Below are 22,174 nucleotides of genomic sequence, written 5' to 3'. Positions count from 1 at the left end.
GGCCGGAGGGCGGTGCGTCGTGGCGGCGCCGGTGGACGTCGAGCTGGTGACGGCCGCGCGCCGGGGCGACCGGGGCGCGCTCGCCGCGCTGCTCGCCGCGCACCTGTCGCTCGTGTACCGCGTGGTCGGACGCGCGCTCGCCGGGCACGCGGACGTCGACGACGTGACCCAGGAGGTCATGCTGCGGGTGGTCGAGCGGCTGCCCGCGCTTCGCGACCCGGAACGCTTCCGGGCCTGGCTGGTCACCATCGCCATCCGTCAGGTCCGGGAACACGCCCGCCGGCGGGCCGCGTCCCGGCAGGTGCCGCTGGATCCGTCCGCGGAGCCGCCGGACCCGGCCGCGGACGTGGCCGGCGCGGCGCTGGCCGGGGTGGGCCGGGACGCGGAGCGGCGGGACGTGCACTGCGCCGTCGAGTGGCTCGACCCCGACGACCGCGAGGTGCTCGCCCTGTGGTGGCGGGAGCTGAACGGCGAGCTCAACCGCGCCGACCTGGCCGCGGCGCTGGCGGTCGGCCCGGCCCACGCGGCGGTCCGGATCCAGCGGATGCGCACCCGTCTGGCGCAGGCGTACACCGTGCTGGGCGCGTGGCGGGCCACGCCGCGCTGCCCGGAGTTGGCCCTCGCCGCGCGGGGCTGGGACGGTGCGCTCGCCCCGCTCTGGCGCAAGCGGCTGGGCCGGCACGTGCTTGCCTGCCCGCGCTGCCTCGCGGCCGGCGGACATCGGGCCGGGCCGGAGCAGGCGCGGCCGGTGCCTGCCGGGCCGGCGGCCCCGGCCGGGCGGCGCGCCGCGGTCGGGGTCCGGCCGGCCGGGACCGGCGCCGGCCCGACCGCCTTCTGGGAAATCCGCGGAAACCCGTTGTCGCGGTCGCGGTGGGCCCGTCTGTGTGCTGACGGGTCGCCGGGCAGCACCCGTTCCGGGCACCGCTCCCCGCCGCGAGGGCCGCCGCCAGCGATGGCGGTGCCGGTGGGGGCGACCACACCGCATCCGCACCGAACCCGGGAGAACCGTGAGACATCTCGTCCGACGACAGACGGCGGCCGTACTGGCCGTCCTCGTCACCACCGCCATCGCCGCCGTGGGCGTCGTCACCGCCCGCCCGTCCCAGGCCGCCGCGGGCTGCCAGGTCGACTACCGGGTCACCGCGCAGTGGCCCGGCGGTTTCAGCGCGGCCATCACCATCCGCAACCTCGGTGACACGCTCACCGGCTGGCGTCTCGGCTGGACGTTCCCGGCCGGGCAGACCGTCGCGCAGTCGTGGGGCTTCACCGCCACGTCGTCCGGCGCGGCCGTGGTCGCCACGAACGTCGACTGGAACGCGACCATCGCCGCCGGCGCGAGTGTCGACGTCGGCTTCAACGGCGTGTCCAGCGGCACCACCAACCCGAGCCCGACCGCGTTCACGCTCAACGGCGTGGCCTGCGGCGACTCGTCCACCCCCACACCGACATCCACCCCGACCTCCGGGCCGACCACTGCGCCGCCGACCACTGCGCCGCCGACCACTGCGCCGCCGACCACTGCGCCGCCGACCACCCCGCCGCCGACCACCCCGCCGGCCGGCAGGCCGACCGTGGCCGCGGACGGCAGCGGCAGCTACCGCACCGTGCAGGAGGCGGTGGACGCGGTGCCGGCCAACAACACCACCCGGCGGGTCATCACCATCAAGCCCGGCACCTACCGGCAGGTGGTGCGCGTGCCGTCGAACAAGCCGAACATCACCTTCCAGGGCCTCGGCTCGTCCCCGTCGAACACGGTGCTCGTGTTCAACAACTCCGCGGGCAGCAACGGCACCTTCGCCAGCGCCAGCGTGTTCGTCGACGGCGCGAACTTCGTCGCGGAGAACCTGACCATCGCCAACGACTACGTCGAGAACAACACGACAGTCGACCAGCAGGCCGTCGCGCTGCACCTCAACGCCGACCGGGCCGTGCTGCGCAACGTGCGGCTCCTCGGTGACCAGGACACCTTCCTGGTCAACGTGCGCACCCGCGCCTACGTGGTCGACTCCTACATCGAGGGCACCGTCGACTTCATCTTCGGCGACGGCACCGTCGTCATCCACGCCTCCACCATCCACGAGAAGCGTTCCACCGGCGCCCCCATCACCGCCGCCCGGACCGACCCCGCCAAGCCCTACGGATTCCTGATCTACCGGTCCACCATCACCGGCACCGGCAGCAACAACACCACGCTCGGCCGCCCCTGGGGCCAGGGCGCCCAGGTGCTCTACCGCGAGTCCACGCTCAGCAACACCATCAAGACCAGCCAGCCATGGACCGACATGAGCGGCAACACCTGGCAGAACGCCCGCTTCTCCGAATACCGCAACACCGGCCCCGGCGCGACCGTCAACGGCAACCGCCCCCAGATGAGCGACGCCCAGGCCGCCAACTACACCCCGCAGAGGTACCTGGCCGGCACCGACGGCTGGAACCCGATGTGACCGTCGCCTGAGGTCGGCGGCCGGGACGGCGGGCGGGTCAGCTCCCCGCCGTCCCGGCCGATCGTCCGTCACCGGCAAACCGGCCCGCCGACGGCGCCGGATGCGCGAGGCTGAGGCCGAGGCGTACGGGGGTGTCGGGTGCCGACCAAGCAGATCATCCAGCACATCGGGGCGCTGCTGGACCTCGCCGGGGTGCTTGTCATCGGGGTCGGTGTCATGGTCGCCACGGTGGTGTACGCGGTGCGCTGCGGCCGGACCCGGCAGGTGGTGGCGCACTACCGGGCGTACCGGCAGGGGGTGGGGCGGGCCATCCTGCTCGGCCTGGAGTTCCTGGTCGGCGGCGACATCATCCGCACCGTCGCGGTGTCGCCCACCTTCACCAGCGTCGGCGTGCTGGCGCTGATCGTGGCGGTCCGGACGTTCCTCAGCTTCTCGCTGGAGGTCGAGTTGGACGGTCGCTGGCCCTGGCAGGGCAAGCCCCCGGTGGGCAGCGCCCCGGGCGCGGGCCGGACGTGACATTGCTCGCTGGCGGGCACAACTGCGCAGGTGAGAGGTTTGATCCCGGCTCACCGGGTCACTGATACCGGGAGTGACGACCGAGAGGGGACACCGGTGCCCGACACGATCCGGACCAGGTCCAGTCAGGACGCCGCGCTGCCGTACGGCGTCACCGACCCACTGCTGTGGCGGGCCGCGTACGACGTGGCCGCGAACCACCGGCCCGACGCCCAGGGCCGGTGCTCCAGCCTGCTCTGCGCCGGCCGGCCGGCGCCCTGCGAGCCGCTGGACTCGGCCCGGCGGGCGATGCGACTGGCCGGGGACACCGGCCGCCGCGCCGGCCGCGACGAGTCGACCGGCCGTGCGGCCGGGGAACGGCGGCGGGCCGCCTGAACGGCCGGCCCGTCGGGCGGTCTGAACCATGTGCCTCCCGGTCCCGTGTTTATGATCGACAACCTGACCGGAATGCGGGACCTGAGGAGGGTTCGTGACCGTCGACGCCCGTGCCTTCTGGCTCCGCGCCCCCGGCGAGGGCGAGCTCCGGCCGGTCCGGCTCGCCCCGCCCGGCCCCGGCGAGGTGCTGGTCCGCACCCGGTTCTCCGCGGTCAGCCGGGGCACCGAGACACTCGTCTTCACCGGCCGGGTCCCCGCCGACCAGCACGCCACCATGCGCGCACCCTTCCAGGAGGGCGACTTCCCGGCGCCGGTGAAGTACGGCTACCTCAGCGTCGGCACGGTCGAGGCCGGCGCCGAACGGCTGCTCGGCCGTACCGTCTTCTGCCTGTACCCGCACCAGAGCGCGTACGTGGTCCCGGCCGACGCCGTGGTGGTCGTGCCGGACGGCGTGCCGGCGGAGCGCGCCGTGCTGGCCGGCACCGTGGAGACGGCGGTGAACGCGCTCTGGGACGCCGCGCCGCTGGTCGGCGACCGGGTCACCGTGATCGGCGGCGGGATGGTCGGCCTCAGCGTGACCGCCCTGCTGGCCCGCTTCCCCGGCGTGCGGGTCGAGCTCGTTGACGCCGACCCGGCCCGGGCCGCGGTGGCCGCGGCGCTCGGGGTCGACTTCGCCTCGCCCGCCGACGCGACCGGCGACCGTGACCTGGTGGTGCACGCCAGCGCCAGCGCCGCCGGCCTGCAACGCGGGCTGGAACTGCTCCGCCCGGAGGGCACCGTGCTGGAGCTGAGCTGGTACGGCGACCGCCCGGTCACCCTCGCGCTCGGCGGCGCGTTCCACTCCCGGCGGCTCGGCATCCGCAGCAGCCAGGTCGGCACCGTGTCGCCCCGGCGCGCCGACCGAAGCTACGCCGACCGGCTCGCCCTCGCCCTGGACCTGCTGGCCGACCCGGCGTTCGACGCGCTGCTCACCGGCCGGTCCCGCTTCACCGACCTGCCCGACGTGCTGGACCGGCTCGCCTCGGGCGAGCTGCCGGCGCTCTGCCATCTCATCACCTACGGCGAGGAGTGATCGTGTTCAGCGTGACCGTCCGGGACCACATGATGGTGGCCCACAGTTTCCGCGGCGAGGTCTTCGGCCCGGCCCAGAAGCTGCACGGCGCCACCTTCGTCGTCGACGCCACGTTCCGCCGGCCGGAGTTGGACGCCGACGGGGTCGTGGTCGACATCGGGCTGGCCACCGAGCAGCTCAAGGCGGTGCTCGGCGAGCTGACCTACCGAAACCTGGACGACGAGCCGGCCTTCGCCGGGGTGAACACCACCACCGAGGTGCTGGCCCGCACCGTCGCCGACCGGCTCGCCGACGCGACGCACGCCGGCCGGCTGGGGGAGGGGGCGCGGGGCCTGGCCGGGATCACCGTCACCCTGCACGAGTCGCACGTCGCGTGGGCGAGCTACGAGCGGTCGCTGTGACCGGATGACCGCCGTCCACGTGGTGCTGCCGGGCGACATCGACGACCCGGCGAACCCCAGCGGCGGCAACGCGTACGACCGGCACGTCTGCCGGGGGCTGGCCGCGCTCGGCTGGACGGTGCGCGAGCACCAGGTGCCGGGCGGCTGGCCGCACCCGGGCGAGCCGGAACGGACCGCGCTGGCCGGGCTGCTCGGCGCGCTGCCCGACGGCGCGACGGTCCTGCTCGACGGCCTGGTCGCCTCGACCGTGCCGGACGTGCTCGCCCCGCACGCCGCCCGGCTGCGCCTGGCGGTGCTCGTGCACCTGCCGATCGAGGACGAGGCCGAGCGGCGGGCTCTCGCGGCGGCGACCGCGGTGGTCACCACGAGCGAGTGGACCCGCCGCCGGCTGCTGGCGCGCTATCCGCTCGCCCCCGACCGGGTGAGTGTCGCCCCGCCCGGGGTCGACCCGGCGCCGCTCGCCCCCGGCACGCCCGGCGGCGGCCGGTTGCTCTGCGTCGCGGCGGTCACCCCGATCAAGGGGCACGACCTGCTGGCCGCCGCGCTCGCCGAGATCGCCGACCTGGACTGGACCTGCGACTGGATCGGCCCGCTCGACCGGGACCCGGCGTTCGTGCACCGGCTGCGCCGGCGGCTCACCGCCACCGGACTGACCGGGCGGGTCCGGTTGGCCGGCCCGCGCGCCGGAGCAGACCTGGCCGACGCGTACGCCGCCGCCGATCTGCTGGTCCTGCCGTCCCGGCGGGAGACCTACGGCATGGTGGTGACCGAGGCCCTGGCCCGGGGCGTACCGGTGCTGGCAAGCGAGACCGGCGGCCTGCCGGCCACCCTCGGGCGCGCCCCCGGCGGCGACCGGCCCGGCCTGCTGGTGCCGCCGGACAACGCGGGCGCCGCCGCCGGCGCGCTGCGCCGTTGGCTCACCGACCCCGGCCTGCGGGACCGGCTGCGTCGCGCGGCCCGGCAGCGGCGGGACACCCTCACCGGCTGGCCGGTCACCGTGGACCGGCTGGCGACGGCGCTGAAGGAGGCGACCGCATGACCACCTCGCTCCCACCCGACTTCGCGGACTGGTTGCGGCTGCGTGAGCCGGCCGACGCCGACGCCCGTTCGGTCGAGCTGGTCGACGCGGTCCGCGACCGGCTGCCCGCCGACCGGCCGCTCGTCGTGCACGACCTGGGCAGCGGCACCGGTTCGATGGCCCGCTGGCTGGCTCCCCGGCTGCCCGGCCCGCAGCACTGGATGCTGCACGAGCGCGACCGGGACCTGCTGGCGCTCGCCGGCGGCGGGCTCACCGCGGCCGACGGCGCCCCGGTCACGGTGACCACCCGGGGCTCGGACATCACCCGGCTGACCGCCGCCGACCTGGCCGACGCCCACCTGGTGACCGCGTCGGCGCTGCTGGACATGCTCACCGCCGACGAGGTCGACCGGATGGTGACGGCCTGCGCCGGCCACCCGACCCTGTTCGCGCTCAGCGTGTCCGGCCGGGCCGAGTTCACCCCGGCCGACCCGCTCGACGCCGACCTGGCCGACGCGTTCAACGCCCACCAGCGGCGCACCGTCGACGGGCGGGTCCTGCTCGGGCCGGACGCGGTGGACGCCACCGTGGCCGCGTTCGGCCGCCACGGCGTCGGGGTGGCGGTGCGGTCCACCCCGTGGCGGCTCGGCCCGGAGCGGGCCGCGCTGACCGCCGAGTGGCTGTCCGGCTGGGTCGACGCGGCCGTCGAGGAACGCCCGCATCTGGCCGGCCCCGCCGCGACGTATAGGAAGTGGCGGCTCGCCGAGGCCGCCGCCGGCCGGGTCGAGGTGGTGCTGCACCATGCCGACCTGCTCGCCGGGTGAACCGTACGGCCCGCCGACACGTGACATCCGGTGGGAACGAGGGAGGACCGTTTGTCACATGTCGCCATCGCCGCGCCCGTACCGGCCCGGCTCCGCCGGCTCCGGGCGCGACCGGCCTGGATGCGCACCACCCGGGTACGCGGGGCCTGGGTCCGTCCGGCCGCCGGGCTGGCCGTGCTCGTCGCGCTCGTCGGGTACGTGGGCACCGGCCCGTTCCTGGCCGGGCTGCGGCTGATCGACGCCCCGGCGCTCGCCGCCGCGCTCGCCATCGGTGTGGTCACCACCGTGTGCTGCGCCTGGCGCTGGTCGCTGGTCGCCGGCGGGCTGGGCGTACGGCTGCCGATGCGGGCCGCCGTCGCGCACTGCTACCGGGCGATCTTCCTCAACTCCACCCTGCCCGGCGGTGTGCTCGGCGACGTGCACCGGGCGGTGCGGCACGGCCGGGACGCCGGTGACGTGGCCCGGGGAGTGCGGGCCGTGGTGTGGGAGCGCACCGCGGGACAGGTGGTGCAGGTGGTCATCGCGGTGACCGTGCTTGCCGCGTTCCCGTCGCCGGTCCGCCCCTACCTGCCGGTGCTGGCGGTTGTCCTGGCGGTGGTCGCCGTGGCGCTGGTGCTGGCCGCCCGCGCGGTGCCCCGGTCGGGGGCGTCCCGGCCCGCCCGGTTGGCCCGGACCGCGCTCGCCGACGTCCGCTCCGGGCTGCTGGCCCGGCGCACCTGGGCCGGTGTGGTGATCGCCTCGACCGTGGTGTTCGCCGGTCACCTGGCCACGTTCCTGGTGGCGGCCCGCACCGCCGGGGTCGACGCGCCGCTGTCCCGCCTGCTGCCGCTGACCCTGCTCGCCCTGCTGGCCATGGCGGTGCCGCTGAACGTGGGCGGTTTCGGGCCGCGGGAGGGCGTGGCCGCCTGGGCGTTCGCGGCGGCCGGCCTGACCGCCGCGCAGGGCGTCGCCACCGGCACCGTCTACGGGGCGCTGGTCCTGGTGGCCAGCCTGCCCGGCGCCGTGGTGCTGCTGGCCCGCAGGCTGCCGACCCGGGAGCCCGGCAACTGTCGGTGATCCCGCATACGGTGAGGGTGCGAGGTGTGCGTCGTCGGGCCTGCCCGGCGACCGAACGGAGGAGAACCATGGACGAGCCCCTGCCCAGCGCGACGATCCGGACCCGGGTCACGGTCCCGCTACGGTTCCCCGACGGATATGTGACCACCGCGCGGGTGCACACCTTCCACGGCCTGGTGGACGGCCGGGAGCATCTGGCGTTCGGGCTGGGCGAGCCCGGTGGGGCCGCCCCGCCGCTGGTCCGCCCGCACAGCGAGTGCCTCACCGGTGACGTGTTCGGCAGCCAGCGCTGCGACTGCGGCCCGCAGTTGCGCGAGGCGGTCGAGCGGATCGCCGAGGCCGGCGGCTACCTGCTCTACCTGCGCCAGGAGGGGCGGGGGATCGGCCTGTACGCCAAGCTCGACGCGTACGCCCTCCAGGACGACGGCCTCGACACGTACGAGGCGAACCTGGCCCTGGGCCGGGGCGCGGACGAGCGGGACTACACCGTGGCCGCGCAGATGCTCGCCGCGCTGGGTGTGGACCGGGTGGCCCTGCTCAGCAACAACCCGGACAAGGCCGACCAGATCGAGCGGCTGGGCATCACCGTGGCCGACCGGGTCGCCACCGGCGTGCACCTGTCCCCGGCCAACGCCGGCTATCTGGCCGCCAAGGTCACCCGCGCCGACCATGCCCTCGACCTGCCGTTCGTGCCGTGACCACCCGCCCGTACGTGCTGCTGAGCTGCGCGATGTCGATCGACGGTTACATCGACGACGCGACCACCGAGCGGCTGCTGCTCTCCAACGACGACGACCTGGACCGGGTCGACGCGACGCGGGCCGGTTGCGACGCGATCATGGTGGGCGCGGCCACGGTCCGCCGCGACGATCCCCGGCTGCTGGTGCGCAGCGAGCGGCGGCGGGCCGTCCGGGTCGCCCGGGGCCTGCCGCCGTCGCCGGTGAAGGTGACGGTCACCGGCAGCGGCGACCTCGACCCGGGGGCCCGGTTCTTCACCACAGGCGACGGGCTCAAGCTCGTCTACTGCCCGAGCGGGGTGGTGGAGAAGGCCCGGGAGCAGGTGGGCGCCGTGGCCACCGTGGTCGACGCCGGTGAGCCGGCCACCCCGGCCGTGGTGGTCGCCGACCTGGCCGGGCGGGGGATCGGCAGGTTGATGGTCGAGGGCGGCGGCATGATGCACCGCCAGTTCCTCACCGCCGGCCTCGCCGACGAGCTGCATCTGGTGGTCGCGCCGTTCTTCGTGGGGGACGGCCGGGCGCCCCGGTTCGTCGGGGAGGGCCGCTTCCCGTGGCATCCGGGCCGCCGCGCCCGGGTGATCGAGGTACGCCAGATCGGCGACGTGGTGCTCACCCGTTACGCGCTGTCCGACCGCTGTCCGGCCTGACCACAACGCCGCTCCCGGTTCGCTCTTGTGCAAGCTCACGGTCGAAGTTAGTTTGTTGACCATCCATACGAACACTCCACCGTGCATCCCTCCCGAAGGGGGACCGATGAGCGAGCACCACCCCGATCCGGGCTCCTCCCGTCGCCGCTTCCTCGGCCTGGTCGGCCTCGGCGTGGCCGCCACCACCGCCGGCCCGCTGCTCGCCGGCTGCTCCGAGAAACCCGCCGGCTCCGGCGGCGCCCAGCAGCTCGACGCCGTCTCCGGCCTGCTGCCGACGCACAAGGACCTGACCGGCGCCATCAAGCCCGACATCGTCGGCACCCGCCCGGTGGCCGACGGCTACACCAGCTATCCGGCCACCCTCGTCGACGCGATCACCGACAAGCCCGGCACCAGCGGCAAGCAGGTCACCGCGATGACGCCCGCGTGGGGGCCGGCGCCGACCGGCATCGCGCAGAGCGCCTACCTCCAGGCCGTCAACGCCGAGCTGGGCACGCCCGTCAACTTCACCATCCAGGACGGCATCACCTACGCCGACAAGCTCAACGCGATGCTCAGCGCCCGGGACGTGCCGGAGCTGCTCTGCGTGCCGAGCTGGGAGGTGGAGAAGATCCCGCGCTTCGCCGAGGCGATCAAGGCGCTCTTCGAGGATCTCACCGACCACCTCAAGGGCGACGCCGTGTCCGCGTACCCGATGCTGGCGAGCTTCCCGACCGGGGCCTGGCGCCAGGCGGTGTGGAACGAGCGACTGGTGTCCGTGCCCAATCCCACCGACTCGCCGTTCCCGTGGGCGCTGTTCGCCCGCAAGGATGTGCTCGACGCGCGCGGCCTGTCGATACCGACAAACCTCGACGACCTGCTCACCATCGCCAAGCAGGTCACCGACCCGGCCCGCAAGGTGTGGGCGTTCGACGACGTCTTCGCCATGATCCAGATGTTCCACCGGGTGCCCGGCGCCAACCAGGGATGGCGGCTGCGCTCCGACGGGACGCCGGAGTTCAAGTACGAGACTCCGGAGTTCCGCCAGGCGCTTGAGGTGATGGCCAAGATCTACAAGGACGGCCTGGTCCACCCGGACATCGTGGCCAGCCGGGGCGCCGACGCCAAGCAGTTGTTCGCCAAGAACGGCGCGATCGTGTTCAAGCAGGACGGCATGGGCATGTGGCAGGGCGCCCAGGCCGAGCACCAGAAGACCAACCCGAAGTTGAACATCCAGCCGGTGCCGATCTTCTCCGCCACCGGCGGCGACCCGCTGGTCTGGGGCGAGGACAAGCCGATCTCCTACACCTTCGTCAAGAAGGGCCTCGGCAAGGACCGGGTCCAGGAGCTGCTGCGGATCATCAACTGGTGCTCCGCGCCGCTCGGCAGCCAGGAGGCCCAGCTCCGCGACTACGGCGTCGAGGGCAAGCACCACACCACGTCGCCGAACGGGCCGGTGAAGACCGACCTGGCGTTCAAGGAGATCGCGAATCAATACTTCTTCATCAGCGGTCGCAACCCCACCATCGGGCCGTACCCGGAAACCCCCGGCTATGTGCCGGACGTGCTGAACTACTCCAACCAGATGGTCAAGTTCCTGGAGAAGAACCCCTGGGCCGGGGTCAAGCTGGAGATGCCGGCCGCCTTCAAGGCCAACCAGGTGCCCACCGAGGACAAGTTCACCGACGTCCTGCGCGGCCGACGCCCGCTCAGCGACGCGGACGCCATCGTCGCGGAGTGGAAGTCGAACGGCGGGGAGGAAGCCCGCAAGCTGCTCGCCGACTCGCTGCCCAAGGCGGCCAAGTGAGCGAGCCGGCCGTCGTGGTCGGGCCCGAGCGGGCCCGACCCGACGAGCCGGCCCCACCGGTACGCGCGCCCCGCCGTCGTCGGGTGCCGCTGGGCACCCGGCTGCGGCGCGACTGGCAACTGCTGGCCATGGTGGCGCCCGGCTTCGGGATCCTGCTGGTCTTCAGCTACCTGCCGATCGCCGGCAACGTCATCGCGTTCCAGGACTACAACCCCTACCTCGGCGACAACCCCTGGCAGGCGTTCACGCACAGCAACTGGATCGGGTTCGGCCAGTTCCAGCTCCTCTTCGACGACCCGGCGTTCTGGGACGCGTTCCGCAACACGCTCGCCATCACCGCGTTCCAACTCGTGTTCTTCTTCCCGCTGCCGATCCTGCTCGCGGTCATGCTGCACAACCTGCTCTCCAGCCGGCTGCGCGGCTTCGTCCAGACCGTCGTCTACCTGCCGCACTTCTTCAGCTGGGTGCTTGTGGTCACCTTCTTCGTCGCCATGCTCGGCGGCGCCGGGCTGCTGGCGCAGACCATGCGCGAAGCCGGCATGCAGCCGTGGCACGTGATGACCAACCCGGACACGTTCATCGTCCTGGTCACCGCGGAGGCGGTGTGGAAGGACGTCGGCTGGGGCACCATCGTCTTCCTGGCCGCGCTGTCCACCATCGACCAGAACCTCTACGAGGCAGCCGCCGCGGACGGCGCCGGGCGGTGGCGGCGGCTGTGGCACATCACGCTGCCCGGCCTGCGTCCGGTGATCGTCCTGCTGCTCATCCTGCGTCTGGGCGACGCGCTCTCGGTCGGCTTCGAGCAGTTCCTGCTGCAACGCGACGCGGTCGGCCGGCAGGCCGCCGAGGTGCTCGACACCTTCGTCTACCACTTCTCCATCGCCACCGGAAACTACGGCTACGGCGCGGCGGCCGGGCTGTTCAAAGCCGTCATCGGCCTCGTGCTGATCCTGGCCGCCAACCGGGTGGCGCACATGCTCGGCGAGCGAGGGGTCTACTCGAAGTCATGACCGTGCTCACCCGCCGGCCGTCCGGCGCCCGCGCCCGCCGCCCGATCTGGGAGGAGCCCCCGACCCCGGTCGGTCAGGGGTTCAAGGCCCTCGTGCTCACGCTGCTGGTGCTCGGGGTGCTCTTCCCGCTCTGGGTGGTGCTGGTGACAAGCCTCTCCTCCCGGCAGACCATCGCCGACGCCGGCGGCCTGGTGATCGTGCCGAAGGGCATCGACACCTCGGCCTACCAGACCATCCTCGCCGGCGGCGCGGTCACCCGGGCACTGTGGGTCAGCACGCTCGTCACCGTCTGCGGCACCGCGATCGCGCTCACCGTCACCGTGCTGGCCGCGTACGGGCTGTCCCGGCCGGGGTCGCTCGGGCACCGCTGGCTGCTCGCCTACTTCCTCATCCCGTTCCTGGTCTACCCCCCGCTGGTGCCCCGCTATCTGGTGGTCACCGGGCTGGGGCTCAAGGACACCATCTGGGCGCTGGTCCTCCCGCCGGCGATCAGCGTGTTCAACCTCGTCGTGGTGCGCGGCTTCTTCCAGGGCATCCCGCAGGAGTTGCTGGACAGCGCCCGCATCGACGGGGCCAGCGACTTCCGTACCCTGGCCCGGATCGTGCTGCCGCTGTCCCGCGCGGTCATCGCCGTGGTCGGCCTCTTCTACGCGGTCAGCTACTGGAACGTCTGGTTCGACGCGTTGCTGTTCATCGACCGCAACGACATGTACCCGATCCAGCGGGTGCTCCAGAGCTACCTGCTGGCCGGGCAGGCGCCGCACACCGCGGGCGGCACCACCGGGGTGAACATGCCGCCGACCGAGGCGGTCAAGATGGCGGTGGTGGTGCTGACCGTCGCGCCGATCGTCGCGGTCTACCCGTTCGTCCAGCGGCACTTCATCAAGGGCGTGCTGATCGGCGCGGTCAAGGGCTGAGCCGCCCGCGCACCGGGCGGTCGGCCTCCCGGGGGCCCGGCCGGTAGGTTGCACGCATGTTCGCGATCGCGCTCACCGACGACGCCGAGCTGCGGCCACTCCAGCCGTGGCACGCCGACGAGTTCCTCGCCAACCTGGACCGCTGCCGGGAGCACATCGCCCCCTGGGTCGGCGCGTCCTTCGTGGCCACCGACGCCGACTCGGCCCGCCGGGTGCTCCAGAACTACGCCGACCGCTGGGCCCGCGACGACGGCGGCATCTGGGGCATCTGGCAGCGCGGCACGCTCGTCGGGGGAGTGCTGCTGGTGTCGCTGAGCACCGCGCGCGGGGTCTGCGAGGCCGGCTGCTGGCTGGAGGCGGAGGCCGAGGGGCAGGGCCTGGTCACCCGCGCCGCCCGGGTGGTCATCGACTGGGCGGTCGTCGAGCGCGGCATCCACCGCGTCGAGTGGGTGACCCGGGCCGGCAACGAACGCAGCATCGCGGTCGCCCGGCGGCTCGGCATGCGCCGCGACGGCGTGCTCCGGGGTGCCGCGCCGACGCCTGAGGGCCGGGCCGACATGGAGGTCTGGTCGGTGCTGGCGCCGGAGTGGACGGCCTGAGGCGAATTCTTGTCACACCCGGACGTCAACATGTGTCCATGGCTGTTCCCGCACTGGCCGACCGGTCCCCGCAGCCGCGCGCCCTGCCGCTGCGCGAGGTCCGCACCCGGCTCACCCAGCTCGTCTCCCTGGCCGAGCTGACCGACACCGTCACCCTCGTCACCCGCGACGGCGACCCCCGCCCGATCGCCGCGATCGTGCCCGCCCCGGCCGCCCGCACCGGCGCCCAGGCCCGCGCCGACGCGGATCGGGTCGCCGCGGTCAGCGCCGATCGGGTCGCCGCGGTCAGCGCCGGCTGGGCCCGTCGCCTGGAGGAGCTGCACCGGCAGTCCAGCCGGCGGCACGCCGCCGAGCTGCGGGCGCTCACCGACGCGCTCGCCGAGGCGTGGGCCGAGCTGGAGCGACGCGCGCCGGCCGGCGATCCGGCGCTCAACCGGCTCCGCGCCGCCCACGCCGACCTGCTGCGCCCCTGACCCGCCGTCCCCGGCCGCTTTCGGCCGGAGACGGCGGACGCGGGGTCAGCCCCGGCCGCGCTCGGCGCGGTAGCGGCGGATCAGCTCGGCGGTGGAGGTGTCCACCTCGGCGAGGTCCGGGTCGGTCCCGGTGAGCTTCGGCGCGAGCTGGTTGGCCATCACCTTGCCCAACTCCACGCCCCACTGGTCGAACGCGTTGATGTCCCAGACCGCGGCCTCGGTGAACACGATGTGCTCGTAGAGCGCGATGAGCTGCCCCAGCGTCGCCGGGGTGAGCTTCGGCGCGAGGATCGAGGTGGTCGGGTGGTTGCCCGCCATCACCCGGTGCGGCACCACGTCGGCCGCGGTGCCCTCGGCCTCCACCTGCTCCCGGGTCCGCCCGAAGGCCAACGCGGCGGTCTGGGCGAAGAAGTTCGACATGAACAGGTCGTGCATGTCGCCCAGGTCGTGGTTGGGGTGGCTGAACGCGATGAAGTCCGCCGGGATCAGCCGGGTGCCCTGGTGGATGAGCTGATAGAAGGCGTGCTGACCGTTGGTGCCGGGCTCACCCCAGAAGATCTCCCCGGTCGGGCACGTCACGGGTGAGCCGTCGACCCGCGCCGACTTGCCGTTGCTCTCCATCGTCAACTGCTGGAGGTACGCCGGGAACCGGTGCAGATACTGCGCGTACGGCAGCACGGCGTGGGTCTCCGCGCCGAGGAAATCCGTGTACCAGACGTTGAGCAGGCCGAGCAGCGCCGGCACGTTGCGCTCGACCGGGCTGGCGCGGAAGTGCTCGTCGACGGCGTGGTAGCCGGCGAGCATCTCGCGGAACCGGTCCGGGCCGACCGCCAGCATCACCGACAGCCCGACCGCCGACGGCAGCGAGTAACGCCCGCCCACCCAGTCCCAGAAGCCGAACATGTTCTCCGGGTCGATGCCGAAGTCGCGGACCCGCTGCTCGTTGGTGCTGACCGCGACGAAGTGCCGGGCGACGGCATCGTCGTCGGCGTCCAGCCCGGCGAGCAGCCAGCGCCGCGCCTGGTCGGCGTTGGCGAGCGTCTCCTGCGTGGAGAAGGTCTTCGAGACCACCACGAACAGGGTGCTCGCCGGGTCCAGGTCGGCGGTCTTGTCGTGGATGTCGGTCGGGTCGATGTTGGACACGAACCGGCAGCTGATCCCGGCGTCCCGGTAGGCCTTCAACGCCTCGTACGCCATCACCGGGCCGAGGTCGGAACCGCCGATGCCGATGTTGACCACGGTGGTGATCCGCTCGCCGGTGTGACCGCGCCACGCGCCGGAGCGGACCCGCTCGGCGAAGGCCGACATCCGGTCCAGCACGGCGTGCACGTCGGCGACGACGTCCTGGCCGTCCACGGTGAGCGAGGCGTCCCGGGGCAGGCGCAGCGCGGTGTGCAGCACGGCCCGGTCCTCGGTGACGTTGATGTGCCGGCCGGCGAACATCGCCGCGATCTTCCCGGTCAGGCCGACCCGCTCGGCGAGCGCGACGAGCAGCGCGACCGTCTCGTCGGTGACCAGATTCTTGCTGTAGTCCACGTGCAGGTCGGCGACCTCGCCGGTGAGCCGTTCGCCCCGCTGCCCGTCGGCGGCGAAGAGCTCACGCAGGTGGGTGCCGCGCATCGCCTCGGCGTGCTTGCGCAGCGCCTGCCATTCGTCGGTGGTGGTGACGTCCACAGCCATCGGGTCGATCTTCTCCTTCACGACGGGCGGTCGGCGGGCATCCGCCCACGACCCCACAAGCCTGCCACCCGGCGCCGGCCGCCGCGACGCGACCCGCGTCGCGCGACCGGCACGACACGCGCTTCGGACACCCGTTCGACACGCCGACTACTAGCTGACAGTCCACGATTGCCGACAGTAAGATCCTGCTGCTCGACCACTCGCGGGAGGTGCCATGGCCGGGGTCGCCCACCCTCGTCCCCCGTCCGACCCGGCTGATCCGGTCGATCCGTCCGACCCGGGCGAGCCGGTCGGCGGGTCGGCGCTGCCGGAGCTCGTCGATCCGCACTGGATGCACCGGGCCACCGAGCTGGCCCACACCGGCTTCTGGTCGGTGGCGCGGCGGTTGCCCGCGCTGGTGCGCGAGGCGACCAGCCTGGCCTGGTCGACCAGCCGGCGGGACACGGCGGCGTCGCTCGGCCTCAACATCGCCGCCGGGGTGCTCACCACGCTCGGCCTGCTCGCCACCACCGGCGTACTCCAGCAGCTCTTCGCGGCCGGACCGACCCCGGCGCGGATCCGGGCGGCGCTGCCCGCCCTGGCGGTGGCCGCGGCGGCCGTGACCGGGCGCGGCGCGCTCACCGTCGCGGCCGGGTGGGCGCAGGCCCGACTCATCCCGCAGATCAACTTCGCGGTGGAGCGGCGGCTGTTCGAGACCACCTCCGAGGTCGAGCTGGCGGCCTTCGACGACGCCGGCTTCGCCGAGGAGATGGACCGCGCCCGCGACCGCGGGCTGGTCGAGGCCGGGGCCCTGGTCAACGACACGGTCAACCTGGTCACCGGCGTGGTGGGCGTGGTCGCCACCGCCACCGCGGTGACCATCATCCACCCGTTGCTGCTGCCCTGCCTGCTGGTCGCCGCCGCGCCGGAGGCGGTGACGGCGGTGCGGATGGCCCGCCGCCAGCACGTCGACTGGCTGGCCCGGATCACCCGACGCCGCCGCAAGTGGATGCTCGGCGACCTGATGGCCAACCGGCACACCGCGGCCGAGATCCGCGCCTACCAGATGCGCGACTTCCTGCTCTCGGAATACCGCCTGATGACGCGCCTGGAGACGCGGGCCGAGCTGCGCCTGGCCCGCGCGCAGACGATCACCCGGGGGATCGGGCTGTCCGTCACCGGGATCGCCACGTTCGGGCTCTACCTGGTGCTCGGCACGCTGCTGACCGGCGGCGTGGTCGCCCTCGCCGCCGCGGCCACCGCGCTGCTCGCCCTACAGTCCGCGCGCGGCAACCTGCGCACCGCGATCTTCGCCACCAACTCGCTCTACGAGGACGCCCTCTACTACCAGGACTACCGCGACTTCCTCGACCGGGCCGGGCGGCGGATCCCGTCCGGCGGCGACCGGCCGGTCGACGGGTTCGACCGGATGGACCTCGACCGGGTCAGCCTGCGCTACCCGGACACCGACGGCGCCGCCGTCGACGAGGTCAGCCTCAGCTTCCGGCGCGGCGAGGTGGTCGCGCTCGTGGGCGAGAACGGCTCCGGCAAGACCACGCTCGCGAAGCTGATCGCCGGCCTCTACCGGCCCACCGGCGGCACGATCCGGTGGGACGGGGTGGACGCCGCCGAGCTGGACCCGCGCCAGATCGCCGCCCAGGTCGCGGTGATGAGCCAGGACTGGTGGAAGTTCCCGTTCACCGCCCGGCAGAACATCCGCGTCGGCCGCCACGACCGGGCCGGCCGGCCCGGCCCCAGCGTGGAGACCGCCGCCCGGGACGCCGCCGCGCACGACATGATCAGCGAGCTGCCGTTCGGGTACGACACGTTGCTGGACCGGCAGTTCAAGGACGGCCAAGACCTGTCCGGCGGGCAGTGGCAGCGGCTGGTGGCCGCCCGCGGCCTCTACCGCGACGCCCGGCTGCTGATCTGCGACGAGCCGTCCGCGGCGCTTGACGCGCGCGCCGAGCACGCCCTCTTCCAGCACCTGCGCCGGCACCCGGACCGCGCCGTCGTGCTGATCACCCACCGGCTGGCCAACGTGCGGCACGCCGACCGGATCTTCGTGCTCGACCACGGCCGGCTGGTGCAGTCCGGGGACCACGACACGCTGATGACCCAGGACGGTCCCTACCGGGAGCTGTTCGAGTTGCAGGCGGCCGACTACCTGGCCGGCGCCGGAGAGCCGGCCGCCGACCGTTGACCTCCAGCGCACTCGAACCCCTACCGTGACCGGACCGGCCGCCGCCCGGTCAGCGCGGCGTCACCCCTGGAGTTCCCATGCGCTACCGCGTCCTCGGCGGCACCGGCATCGAGGTCAGCGTCCACTGTCTCGGCACCATGATGTTCGGCGCGGTCGGCAACCCCGACCACGACGACTGCGTGCGGATCACGCACGCGGCGCTTGACCGCGGCGTCAACATGGTGGACACCGCCGACATGTACTCGGCGGGGGAGTCCGAGGTGATCGTCGGCAAGGCGCTGCGCGGCCGGCGTGACGACGTGGTGCTCGCCACCAAGGTGCACTTCCCGATGGGCGAGGGCCCCAACCGGGGCGGCAACTCGCGGCGCTGGATCGTCCACGAGGTCGAGCAGAGCCTGCGCCGGCTGGGCACCGACTGGATCGACCTCTACCAGGTCCACCGGCCCGACCACACCACGGACGTCGAGGAGACGCTCGGCGTGCTCACCGACCTGGTTCGCGCCGGCAAGATCCGCGCCTTCGGCTGCTCGACCTATCCGGCCGACGAGATCGTGGAGGCGCAGCACGTCGCCGAGCGGCGGGCGCTCGGCCGGTTCCGCACCGAGCAGCCGCCGTACTCGATCCTGGCGCGCGGGATCGAGACGTCGGTGCTGCCGGTCTGCCACCGTTACCGGATGGGCGTGCTGGTCTGGAGCCCGCTGGCCTCCGGCTTCCTGTCCGGGCGCTACCGGCGCGACCGGCCGGTCGACCTCACCACCGGTCGACCGGCGCTCACCCCGGCCCGGTTCGACCCCGCGCTGCCGGGCAACGCCGCCAAGTACGCCGCCGTCGAGCAACTGGCGGCGCTCGCCGACGAGGTCGGCTGCACGCTGCCGGAACTGGCCGTGGCGTTCACCGCGGCGCACCCGGCGGTCACCTCCACCATCATCGGACCCCGCACCATGGACCAGCTCGACGCGCTGCTCGCCGGCGCGACGCTGACGCTCGACGACGCGGTGCTCGACCGGATCGACGAGATCGTGCCGCCCGGCACGAACCTCTACCAGCCCGACGGAGCGTGGGCCCCGCCGTCGCTCACCGATCCCGCCCTGCGCCGCCGTCCGCGGTCCGAACGCGCCGCCGCCTGACGGCGCTCGCGTGCGTGAAAACGGGCAACCGGCCGCACGGTGGCCTGCTCTCCGGCCGGGTCTCGTGCGAGGAAGCGCGGGCGGTGATCGTTTGGCCATGATCAACACCAGTTCGGTGAAGTGGGGGCATCGCCGGTGGTCGGATACCGCCACATCACCGAACTGGCGTCCGGCCTACCGACGTCTCCCGAGCACCGCGGGCATCAAGACGGCCAAACGGGTGCAAGCTGGGTCTGTTTACCGGTCAGATCTACGCCAATCCTGTTGGGCGGAACGAGGATCGTGGAGTGTGAGAGCGCGCCGAGCTGTCCGGGCACCGCGGAACCAACCGCCGCCGGTGCCGCCCGTTGCACTCGCCGCCTGTCGTGGAACCCGGTCGACGCCGGCCGGCTGAGCGCCCAGACTGTCCGGATGGAACACCGTGACCTGGTGCGGGTGAGCAAGCGGATGTCGCTGGCGCTGCGCCACCGCCCCGACCGGTTCGGGCTGACGTTCGACCGGGCCGGCTGGGCGCCGGTCGCCGACCTGCTCGCCGCGCTGCGGATCAGCCGCGCCGACCTGGACGCCGTGGTCGCCGGCAACGACAAGCAGCGGTTCGCCGTCGAGCCCGGCCCGGACGGGATCGACCGGGTCCGCGCCAACCAGGGGCATTCCGTTCCGGTCGACCTCGGTCTGACCCCGGCCGTGCCGCCGGGCCGGCTCTTCCACGGCACCGGCGAGGCCGTGCTGACCGCCATCCGGGCACAGGGGCTGCGCCGGGGCCATCGACACCACGTACACCTGTCGCCAGATGTGGCGACGGCCCGGCGGGTCGGCGCGCGGCGCGCGGGCGCGGTGGTGGTGTTGTCGGTCGACGCCGCCGCGATGGCCGAGCACGGCCACCTGTTCTACCGGTCCGCGAACGGGGTGTGGCTGACCGACACCGTCCCGCCGGCCTACCTGGCGGTCAGCACATCGTGACGGGGTGGGCTGCCTCGCCCCCGGTGCTTCCCGGTGCGGCCGGAGGACACCGGCGTGGCGAGTGTTTTGAGCGGCGCCGGGTTCGAGGGCATCCCGGCCGGGGCCGGCGTGGGTCGGGTCAGGCCGGGCGCTGGCCGGCCAGGAAGTCGGCGAGCACCCGGGTGTGCGTGGAGAACGCCAGCTCGACCGGCTCGGTGAGCACCACCCACTCGGTCGCCTCCTCGGTCGGCGCGGACGGCGGCAGGTCACCCACCGGCCGCTCGGGCAGCACACCGAAGAGCATCATCGTGCCGCCGGCCGGCGCGCCGTACACCGCGAACAGCCGCGCCTCGCCGGCCTCGGCCCGCAGCCCGGTCTCCTCGCGCAGCTCGCGGACCAGCGCCTCGGACCACTCCTCGCCGTACTCGACGAAGCCGCCGGGCAGCGCCAGCTCACCCCGTGCCGGCTCGATGTCGCGGCGCACGGCCACCACGCCGAGCCCCGTGGGTGTGCGGACCGGCAGCACCGCCACCGCGACCGGCAGCGGGTTGCGCCACACCGTCTCCCCGCAGGCCGGGCAGACACGCGGCCACCCGGCGTCCGCCGGATAGGCCGCGCCGCAGAACGAGCAGTGCGAGTACGCCGTCACGCCGCAGCACGTTACCCGCCCCGCCGGGCCAGCGTGGCGCGCGCCTCCATCAGGGCGAAGCCGAGCAGGTTCGCGCCCCGCCAGGTCGCCGGGTCGGTGGCGCGGGGGTCACCGGCGGCCAGGCCGATGCCCCAGACCCGGTCCGTCGGGCTCGCCTCCACCAGCACCCGATCCCCGGTGCCGAGCAGGAACCGCCGCAACGGCTCGTGCTGGCCGAACTTGGCGACGCTGCCGGCCACCACGATCTCCCAGCGGCGGGCCGTCCAGACGGCCTCGTCGAAGCCGCGCACCTGGCGGCCGAACGCCTTGGCCCGGTGCGGATGCGTGGCGGCGAGCACCTCTTCGGCGATCGCGTGGTCGCCGAAGAGGGTGGCCTTGTGCCACATCATCCAGTGCTCGGCGGTGGCGAAGTGCCGACCGTCCACGGTGAACGCCGCCGGCCACCACTGGCTCAGGCAGCCGGCGCCGACGCCGCCGTCGCGCTGCGGCCGGTGCCCCCAGAAGTGCAGGAACCTGACCGGCGCGCCGGAGTCGAGCGCGACGGTCAGCTCGGCGACGGATCGAATCAGCACACCGGCATTCTGCCCACCCCCACCGACATCCCCGCCACGCCTGGCGGCGTGGTGTTAAGCGGGGCCCCTTCCCCTACCGAATGCGTTAAGAAGGGGCCCCGCCTTACACCTCAGCGCCGGTGTAGAAGGCGGTGACCCGCTCGGCGGCGGCGCGCGCCTCGTCGACCGGGGTGCCGGCGTCCACGCTGGCTGCCGTCCACCGGTCACTGGACTCCGTGACGAACCGGCGGCCCTCGTCGGAGCCCATCCACTCGGCCGCCGCGGCCGGGTCCACGCCGGTGCCGGCCGCGACGTGTGCGGCGCCGACGTGCGAGGCGAGGCCGAGGAGCGCGAGGTCCCAGCCGATGCCGACCGCGCCCGGACCGTACTCGGCCCACCGGTTGTCGTCGACGTGCGCGACGTGTTCCAGCTCGAACCGGGTGCGGTCGGGGCCGGCGTCGCTCAGGCGCACCTCGATCCAGCTGATCTCGCCGCCGAACTCCCAGGTGGCGGCGAAACCGTGCGGCGGGTCGCAGCGTTCGACCGTGCCCTCGGCGTTGCCCTCCAGCCGGTACCGGCCGCCGACGCTCAGGTCGCCGGAGACCGGCAGGAACCAGCGTGGGATCCGCGCCGGATCGGTGCAGGCGTCGAAGACGTCGGCCACCGGCGCGTCATACGTCTGACTGATGGTCAGCACCCGCGCCTGGCCGGCGGGGAGGGTACGGTCGCCGATCCGGCGTTCGACGGCGCTGATCTGCCCGGTCACGTCGATCATGGGTTGGTCTTCCTCTCGTCGGTGTCGTCCTCGCGCAGTCGCCGTTCGCGGCGGCCCCGGGCCAGCTCGGTGGCGAGCGCGGCCAGCGGCGGGGCCCAGAAGCGACGGAACCCGGCCAGCCAGGCGTCGATCTCGCGCAGCGGGCCGGGGTCGACCGCGTAGAGCCGGCGGGTGCCCTCGGCGCGCACGGTGGTGAAGCCGTGCTCGCGCAGCACCTTGAGGTGCTGGGAGACGGCCGGCTGACTGATGCCGAACTCGCGCCGCACGGTGTCGCCGAGCGCGCCGGCCGACTGCTCGCCGTCGGCGAGCAGCTCCAGGATCCGGCGGCGGACCGGATCGCCGAGGACGTCGAAAGCGTGCACGACCTGTTTCTATCAGACTCGGCTTATATAAGCG

23 protein-coding genes and 1 pseudogene are annotated in these 22,174 nt (G+C 73.6%); 19 read left to right on the top strand and 5 right to left on the bottom strand.

Annotation, left to right across the window (positions count from 1 at the left end; genetic code table 11):
- Positions 1–19: 19 nt before the first annotated feature.
- From O7613_RS11880 to O7613_RS11805, 16 genes and pseudogenes are all read left to right on the top strand, one after another.
- Positions 20–556, top strand: a pseudogene (locus O7613_RS11880) (sigma-70 family RNA polymerase sigma factor); the annotation flags it as partial.
- A 451-nt stretch (positions 557–1,007) separates the two neighbouring features.
- Positions 1,008–2,444: a pectinesterase family protein gene (locus tag O7613_RS11875; protein WP_282293845.1), complete on the top strand. Its 1,437-nt coding sequence runs from the start codon at positions 1,008–1,010 to the stop codon at positions 2,442–2,444.
- 138 nt (positions 2,445–2,582) lie between these two features.
- Complete coding sequence (locus O7613_RS11870) at positions 2,583–2,960, top strand: DUF1622 domain-containing protein (RefSeq protein ID WP_282293844.1); 378 nt, start codon at positions 2,583–2,585, stop codon at positions 2,958–2,960.
- A gap of 96 nt (positions 2,961–3,056) precedes the next feature.
- Positions 3,057–3,335: a hypothetical protein gene (locus O7613_RS11865; RefSeq protein WP_281588751.1), complete on the top strand. Its 279-nt coding sequence runs from the start codon at positions 3,057–3,059 to the stop codon at positions 3,333–3,335.
- Positions 3,336–3,429: 94 nt separating this feature from the next.
- A complete protein-coding gene (locus O7613_RS11860) occupies positions 3,430–4,407 on the top strand; it encodes a dehydrogenase (RefSeq protein WP_281588752.1) in 978 nt (325 codons plus the stop codon).
- Positions 4,408–4,409: 2 nt separating this feature from the next.
- A complete protein-coding gene (locus O7613_RS11855; protein ID WP_281588754.1) occupies positions 4,410–4,808 on the top strand; it encodes a 6-carboxytetrahydropterin synthase in 399 nt (132 codons plus the stop codon).
- Positions 4,809–4,812: 4 nt separating this feature from the next.
- Positions 4,813–5,847, top strand: a complete 1,035-nt coding sequence (locus tag O7613_RS11850) for a glycosyltransferase family 4 protein (RefSeq protein ID WP_282293842.1) — start codon at positions 4,813–4,815, stop codon at positions 5,845–5,847.
- Positions 5,844–6,650: an SAM-dependent methyltransferase gene (locus tag O7613_RS11845; protein ID WP_282293840.1), complete on the top strand. Its 807-nt coding sequence runs from the start codon at positions 5,844–5,846 to the stop codon at positions 6,648–6,650. The genes O7613_RS11850 and O7613_RS11845 overlap by 4 nt, the downstream gene beginning before the upstream one ends.
- Positions 6,651–6,770: 120 nt before the next feature.
- Positions 6,771–7,706, top strand: coding sequence for a lysylphosphatidylglycerol synthase domain-containing protein (locus tag O7613_RS11840; protein WP_282294524.1), 936 nt, complete (start codon positions 6,771–6,773; stop codon positions 7,704–7,706).
- 68 nt (positions 7,707–7,774) lie between these two features.
- Positions 7,775–8,404: a GTP cyclohydrolase II gene (gene ribA, locus O7613_RS11835; protein WP_282293838.1), complete on the top strand. Its 630-nt coding sequence runs from the start codon at positions 7,775–7,777 to the stop codon at positions 8,402–8,404.
- On the top strand, positions 8,401–9,090 hold the full coding sequence (locus tag O7613_RS11830; RefSeq protein WP_282293837.1) for a dihydrofolate reductase family protein: 690 nt from the start codon (positions 8,401–8,403) through the stop codon (positions 9,088–9,090). The genes ribA and O7613_RS11830 overlap by 4 nt, the downstream gene beginning before the upstream one ends.
- A 106-nt stretch (positions 9,091–9,196) precedes the next feature.
- Entirely contained in the window at positions 9,197–10,876 is a 1,680-nt protein-coding gene (locus O7613_RS11825; protein ID WP_282293836.1) for an extracellular solute-binding protein, read from the top strand.
- Positions 10,873–11,886 carry an ABC transporter permease subunit gene (locus tag O7613_RS11820; RefSeq protein ID WP_281588767.1) on the top strand — a complete coding sequence of 338 codons (1,014 nt, stop codon included), beginning with the start codon at positions 10,873–10,875 and terminating at the stop codon, positions 11,884–11,886. The genes O7613_RS11825 and O7613_RS11820 overlap by 4 nt, the downstream gene beginning before the upstream one ends.
- Complete coding sequence (locus O7613_RS11815; protein ID WP_282293835.1) at positions 11,883–12,803, top strand: carbohydrate ABC transporter permease; 921 nt, start codon at positions 11,883–11,885, stop codon at positions 12,801–12,803. Before O7613_RS11820 ends, O7613_RS11815 begins: the two co-directional genes overlap by 4 nt.
- Positions 12,804–12,859: 56 nt before the next feature.
- The gene (locus O7613_RS11810) at positions 12,860–13,402 is read left to right on the top strand and encodes a GNAT family protein (RefSeq protein ID WP_281588771.1); all 543 of its coding nucleotides are present in this window, start codon (positions 12,860–12,862) and stop codon (positions 13,400–13,402) included.
- A 38-nt stretch (positions 13,403–13,440) separates the two neighbouring features.
- The gene (locus O7613_RS11805; protein WP_282293833.1) at positions 13,441–13,875 is read left to right on the top strand and encodes a type II toxin-antitoxin system Phd/YefM family antitoxin; all 435 of its coding nucleotides are present in this window, start codon (positions 13,441–13,443) and stop codon (positions 13,873–13,875) included.
- A 45-nt stretch (positions 13,876–13,920) separates the two neighbouring features.
- On the opposite strand, the gene pgi is transcribed toward O7613_RS11805, so the two are convergent.
- Complete coding sequence (pgi, locus tag O7613_RS11800) at positions 13,921–15,555, bottom strand: glucose-6-phosphate isomerase (protein WP_282293831.1); 1,635 nt, start codon at positions 15,553–15,555, stop codon at positions 13,921–13,923.
- Between the two features lie 214 nt (positions 15,556–15,769).
- Here pgi and O7613_RS11795 point away from each other — a divergent pair, with 214 nt between their 5' ends.
- The 3 genes from O7613_RS11795 (at position 15,770) to O7613_RS11785 (ending at position 19,824) form a co-directional block, all read left to right on the top strand.
- Positions 15,770–17,737, top strand: coding sequence for an ABC transporter ATP-binding protein (locus O7613_RS11795; RefSeq protein WP_282293829.1), 1,968 nt, complete (start codon positions 15,770–15,772; stop codon positions 17,735–17,737).
- A 77-nt stretch (positions 17,738–17,814) separates the two neighbouring features.
- On the top strand, positions 17,815–18,864 hold the full coding sequence (locus O7613_RS11790; protein WP_281588779.1) for an aldo/keto reductase: 1,050 nt from the start codon (positions 17,815–17,817) through the stop codon (positions 18,862–18,864).
- Positions 18,865–19,275: 411 nt separating this feature from the next.
- Positions 19,276–19,824, top strand: a complete 549-nt coding sequence (locus tag O7613_RS11785; RefSeq protein WP_282293827.1) for an RNA 2'-phosphotransferase — start codon at positions 19,276–19,278, stop codon at positions 19,822–19,824.
- A 118-nt stretch (positions 19,825–19,942) separates the two neighbouring features.
- On the opposite strand, the gene O7613_RS11780 is transcribed toward O7613_RS11785, so the two are convergent.
- From O7613_RS11780 to O7613_RS11765, 4 genes are all read right to left on the bottom strand, one after another.
- Positions 19,943–20,452, bottom strand: a complete 510-nt coding sequence (locus O7613_RS11780; RefSeq protein WP_282293826.1) for an NUDIX domain-containing protein — start codon at positions 20,450–20,452, stop codon at positions 19,943–19,945.
- Positions 20,453–20,463: 11 nt separating this feature from the next.
- Positions 20,464–21,024 carry an NADAR family protein gene (locus tag O7613_RS11775; RefSeq protein ID WP_282293825.1) on the bottom strand — a complete coding sequence of 187 codons (561 nt, stop codon included), beginning with the start codon at positions 21,022–21,024 and terminating at the stop codon, positions 20,464–20,466.
- Between the two features lie 103 nt (positions 21,025–21,127).
- The gene (locus O7613_RS11770; protein ID WP_281588786.1) at positions 21,128–21,778 is read right to left on the bottom strand and encodes an SRPBCC family protein; all 651 of its coding nucleotides are present in this window, start codon (positions 21,776–21,778) and stop codon (positions 21,128–21,130) included.
- Positions 21,775–22,140 (bottom strand): metalloregulator ArsR/SmtB family transcription factor, encoded by a 366-nt coding sequence (locus tag O7613_RS11765; RefSeq protein WP_281588788.1) that lies wholly within the window; start codon positions 22,138–22,140, stop codon positions 21,775–21,777. Before O7613_RS11765 ends, O7613_RS11770 begins: the two co-directional genes overlap by 4 nt.
- Positions 22,141–22,174: the final 34 nt, after the last annotated feature.

It is taken from the genome of Micromonospora sp. WMMD975, from assembly GCF_029581215.1.
Lineage (GTDB): Bacteria > Actinomycetota > Actinomycetes > Mycobacteriales > Micromonosporaceae > Micromonospora.
Note: the sequence above shows the minus strand (reverse complement) of the source record. Positions and strands in the feature narration are given on the sequence as shown.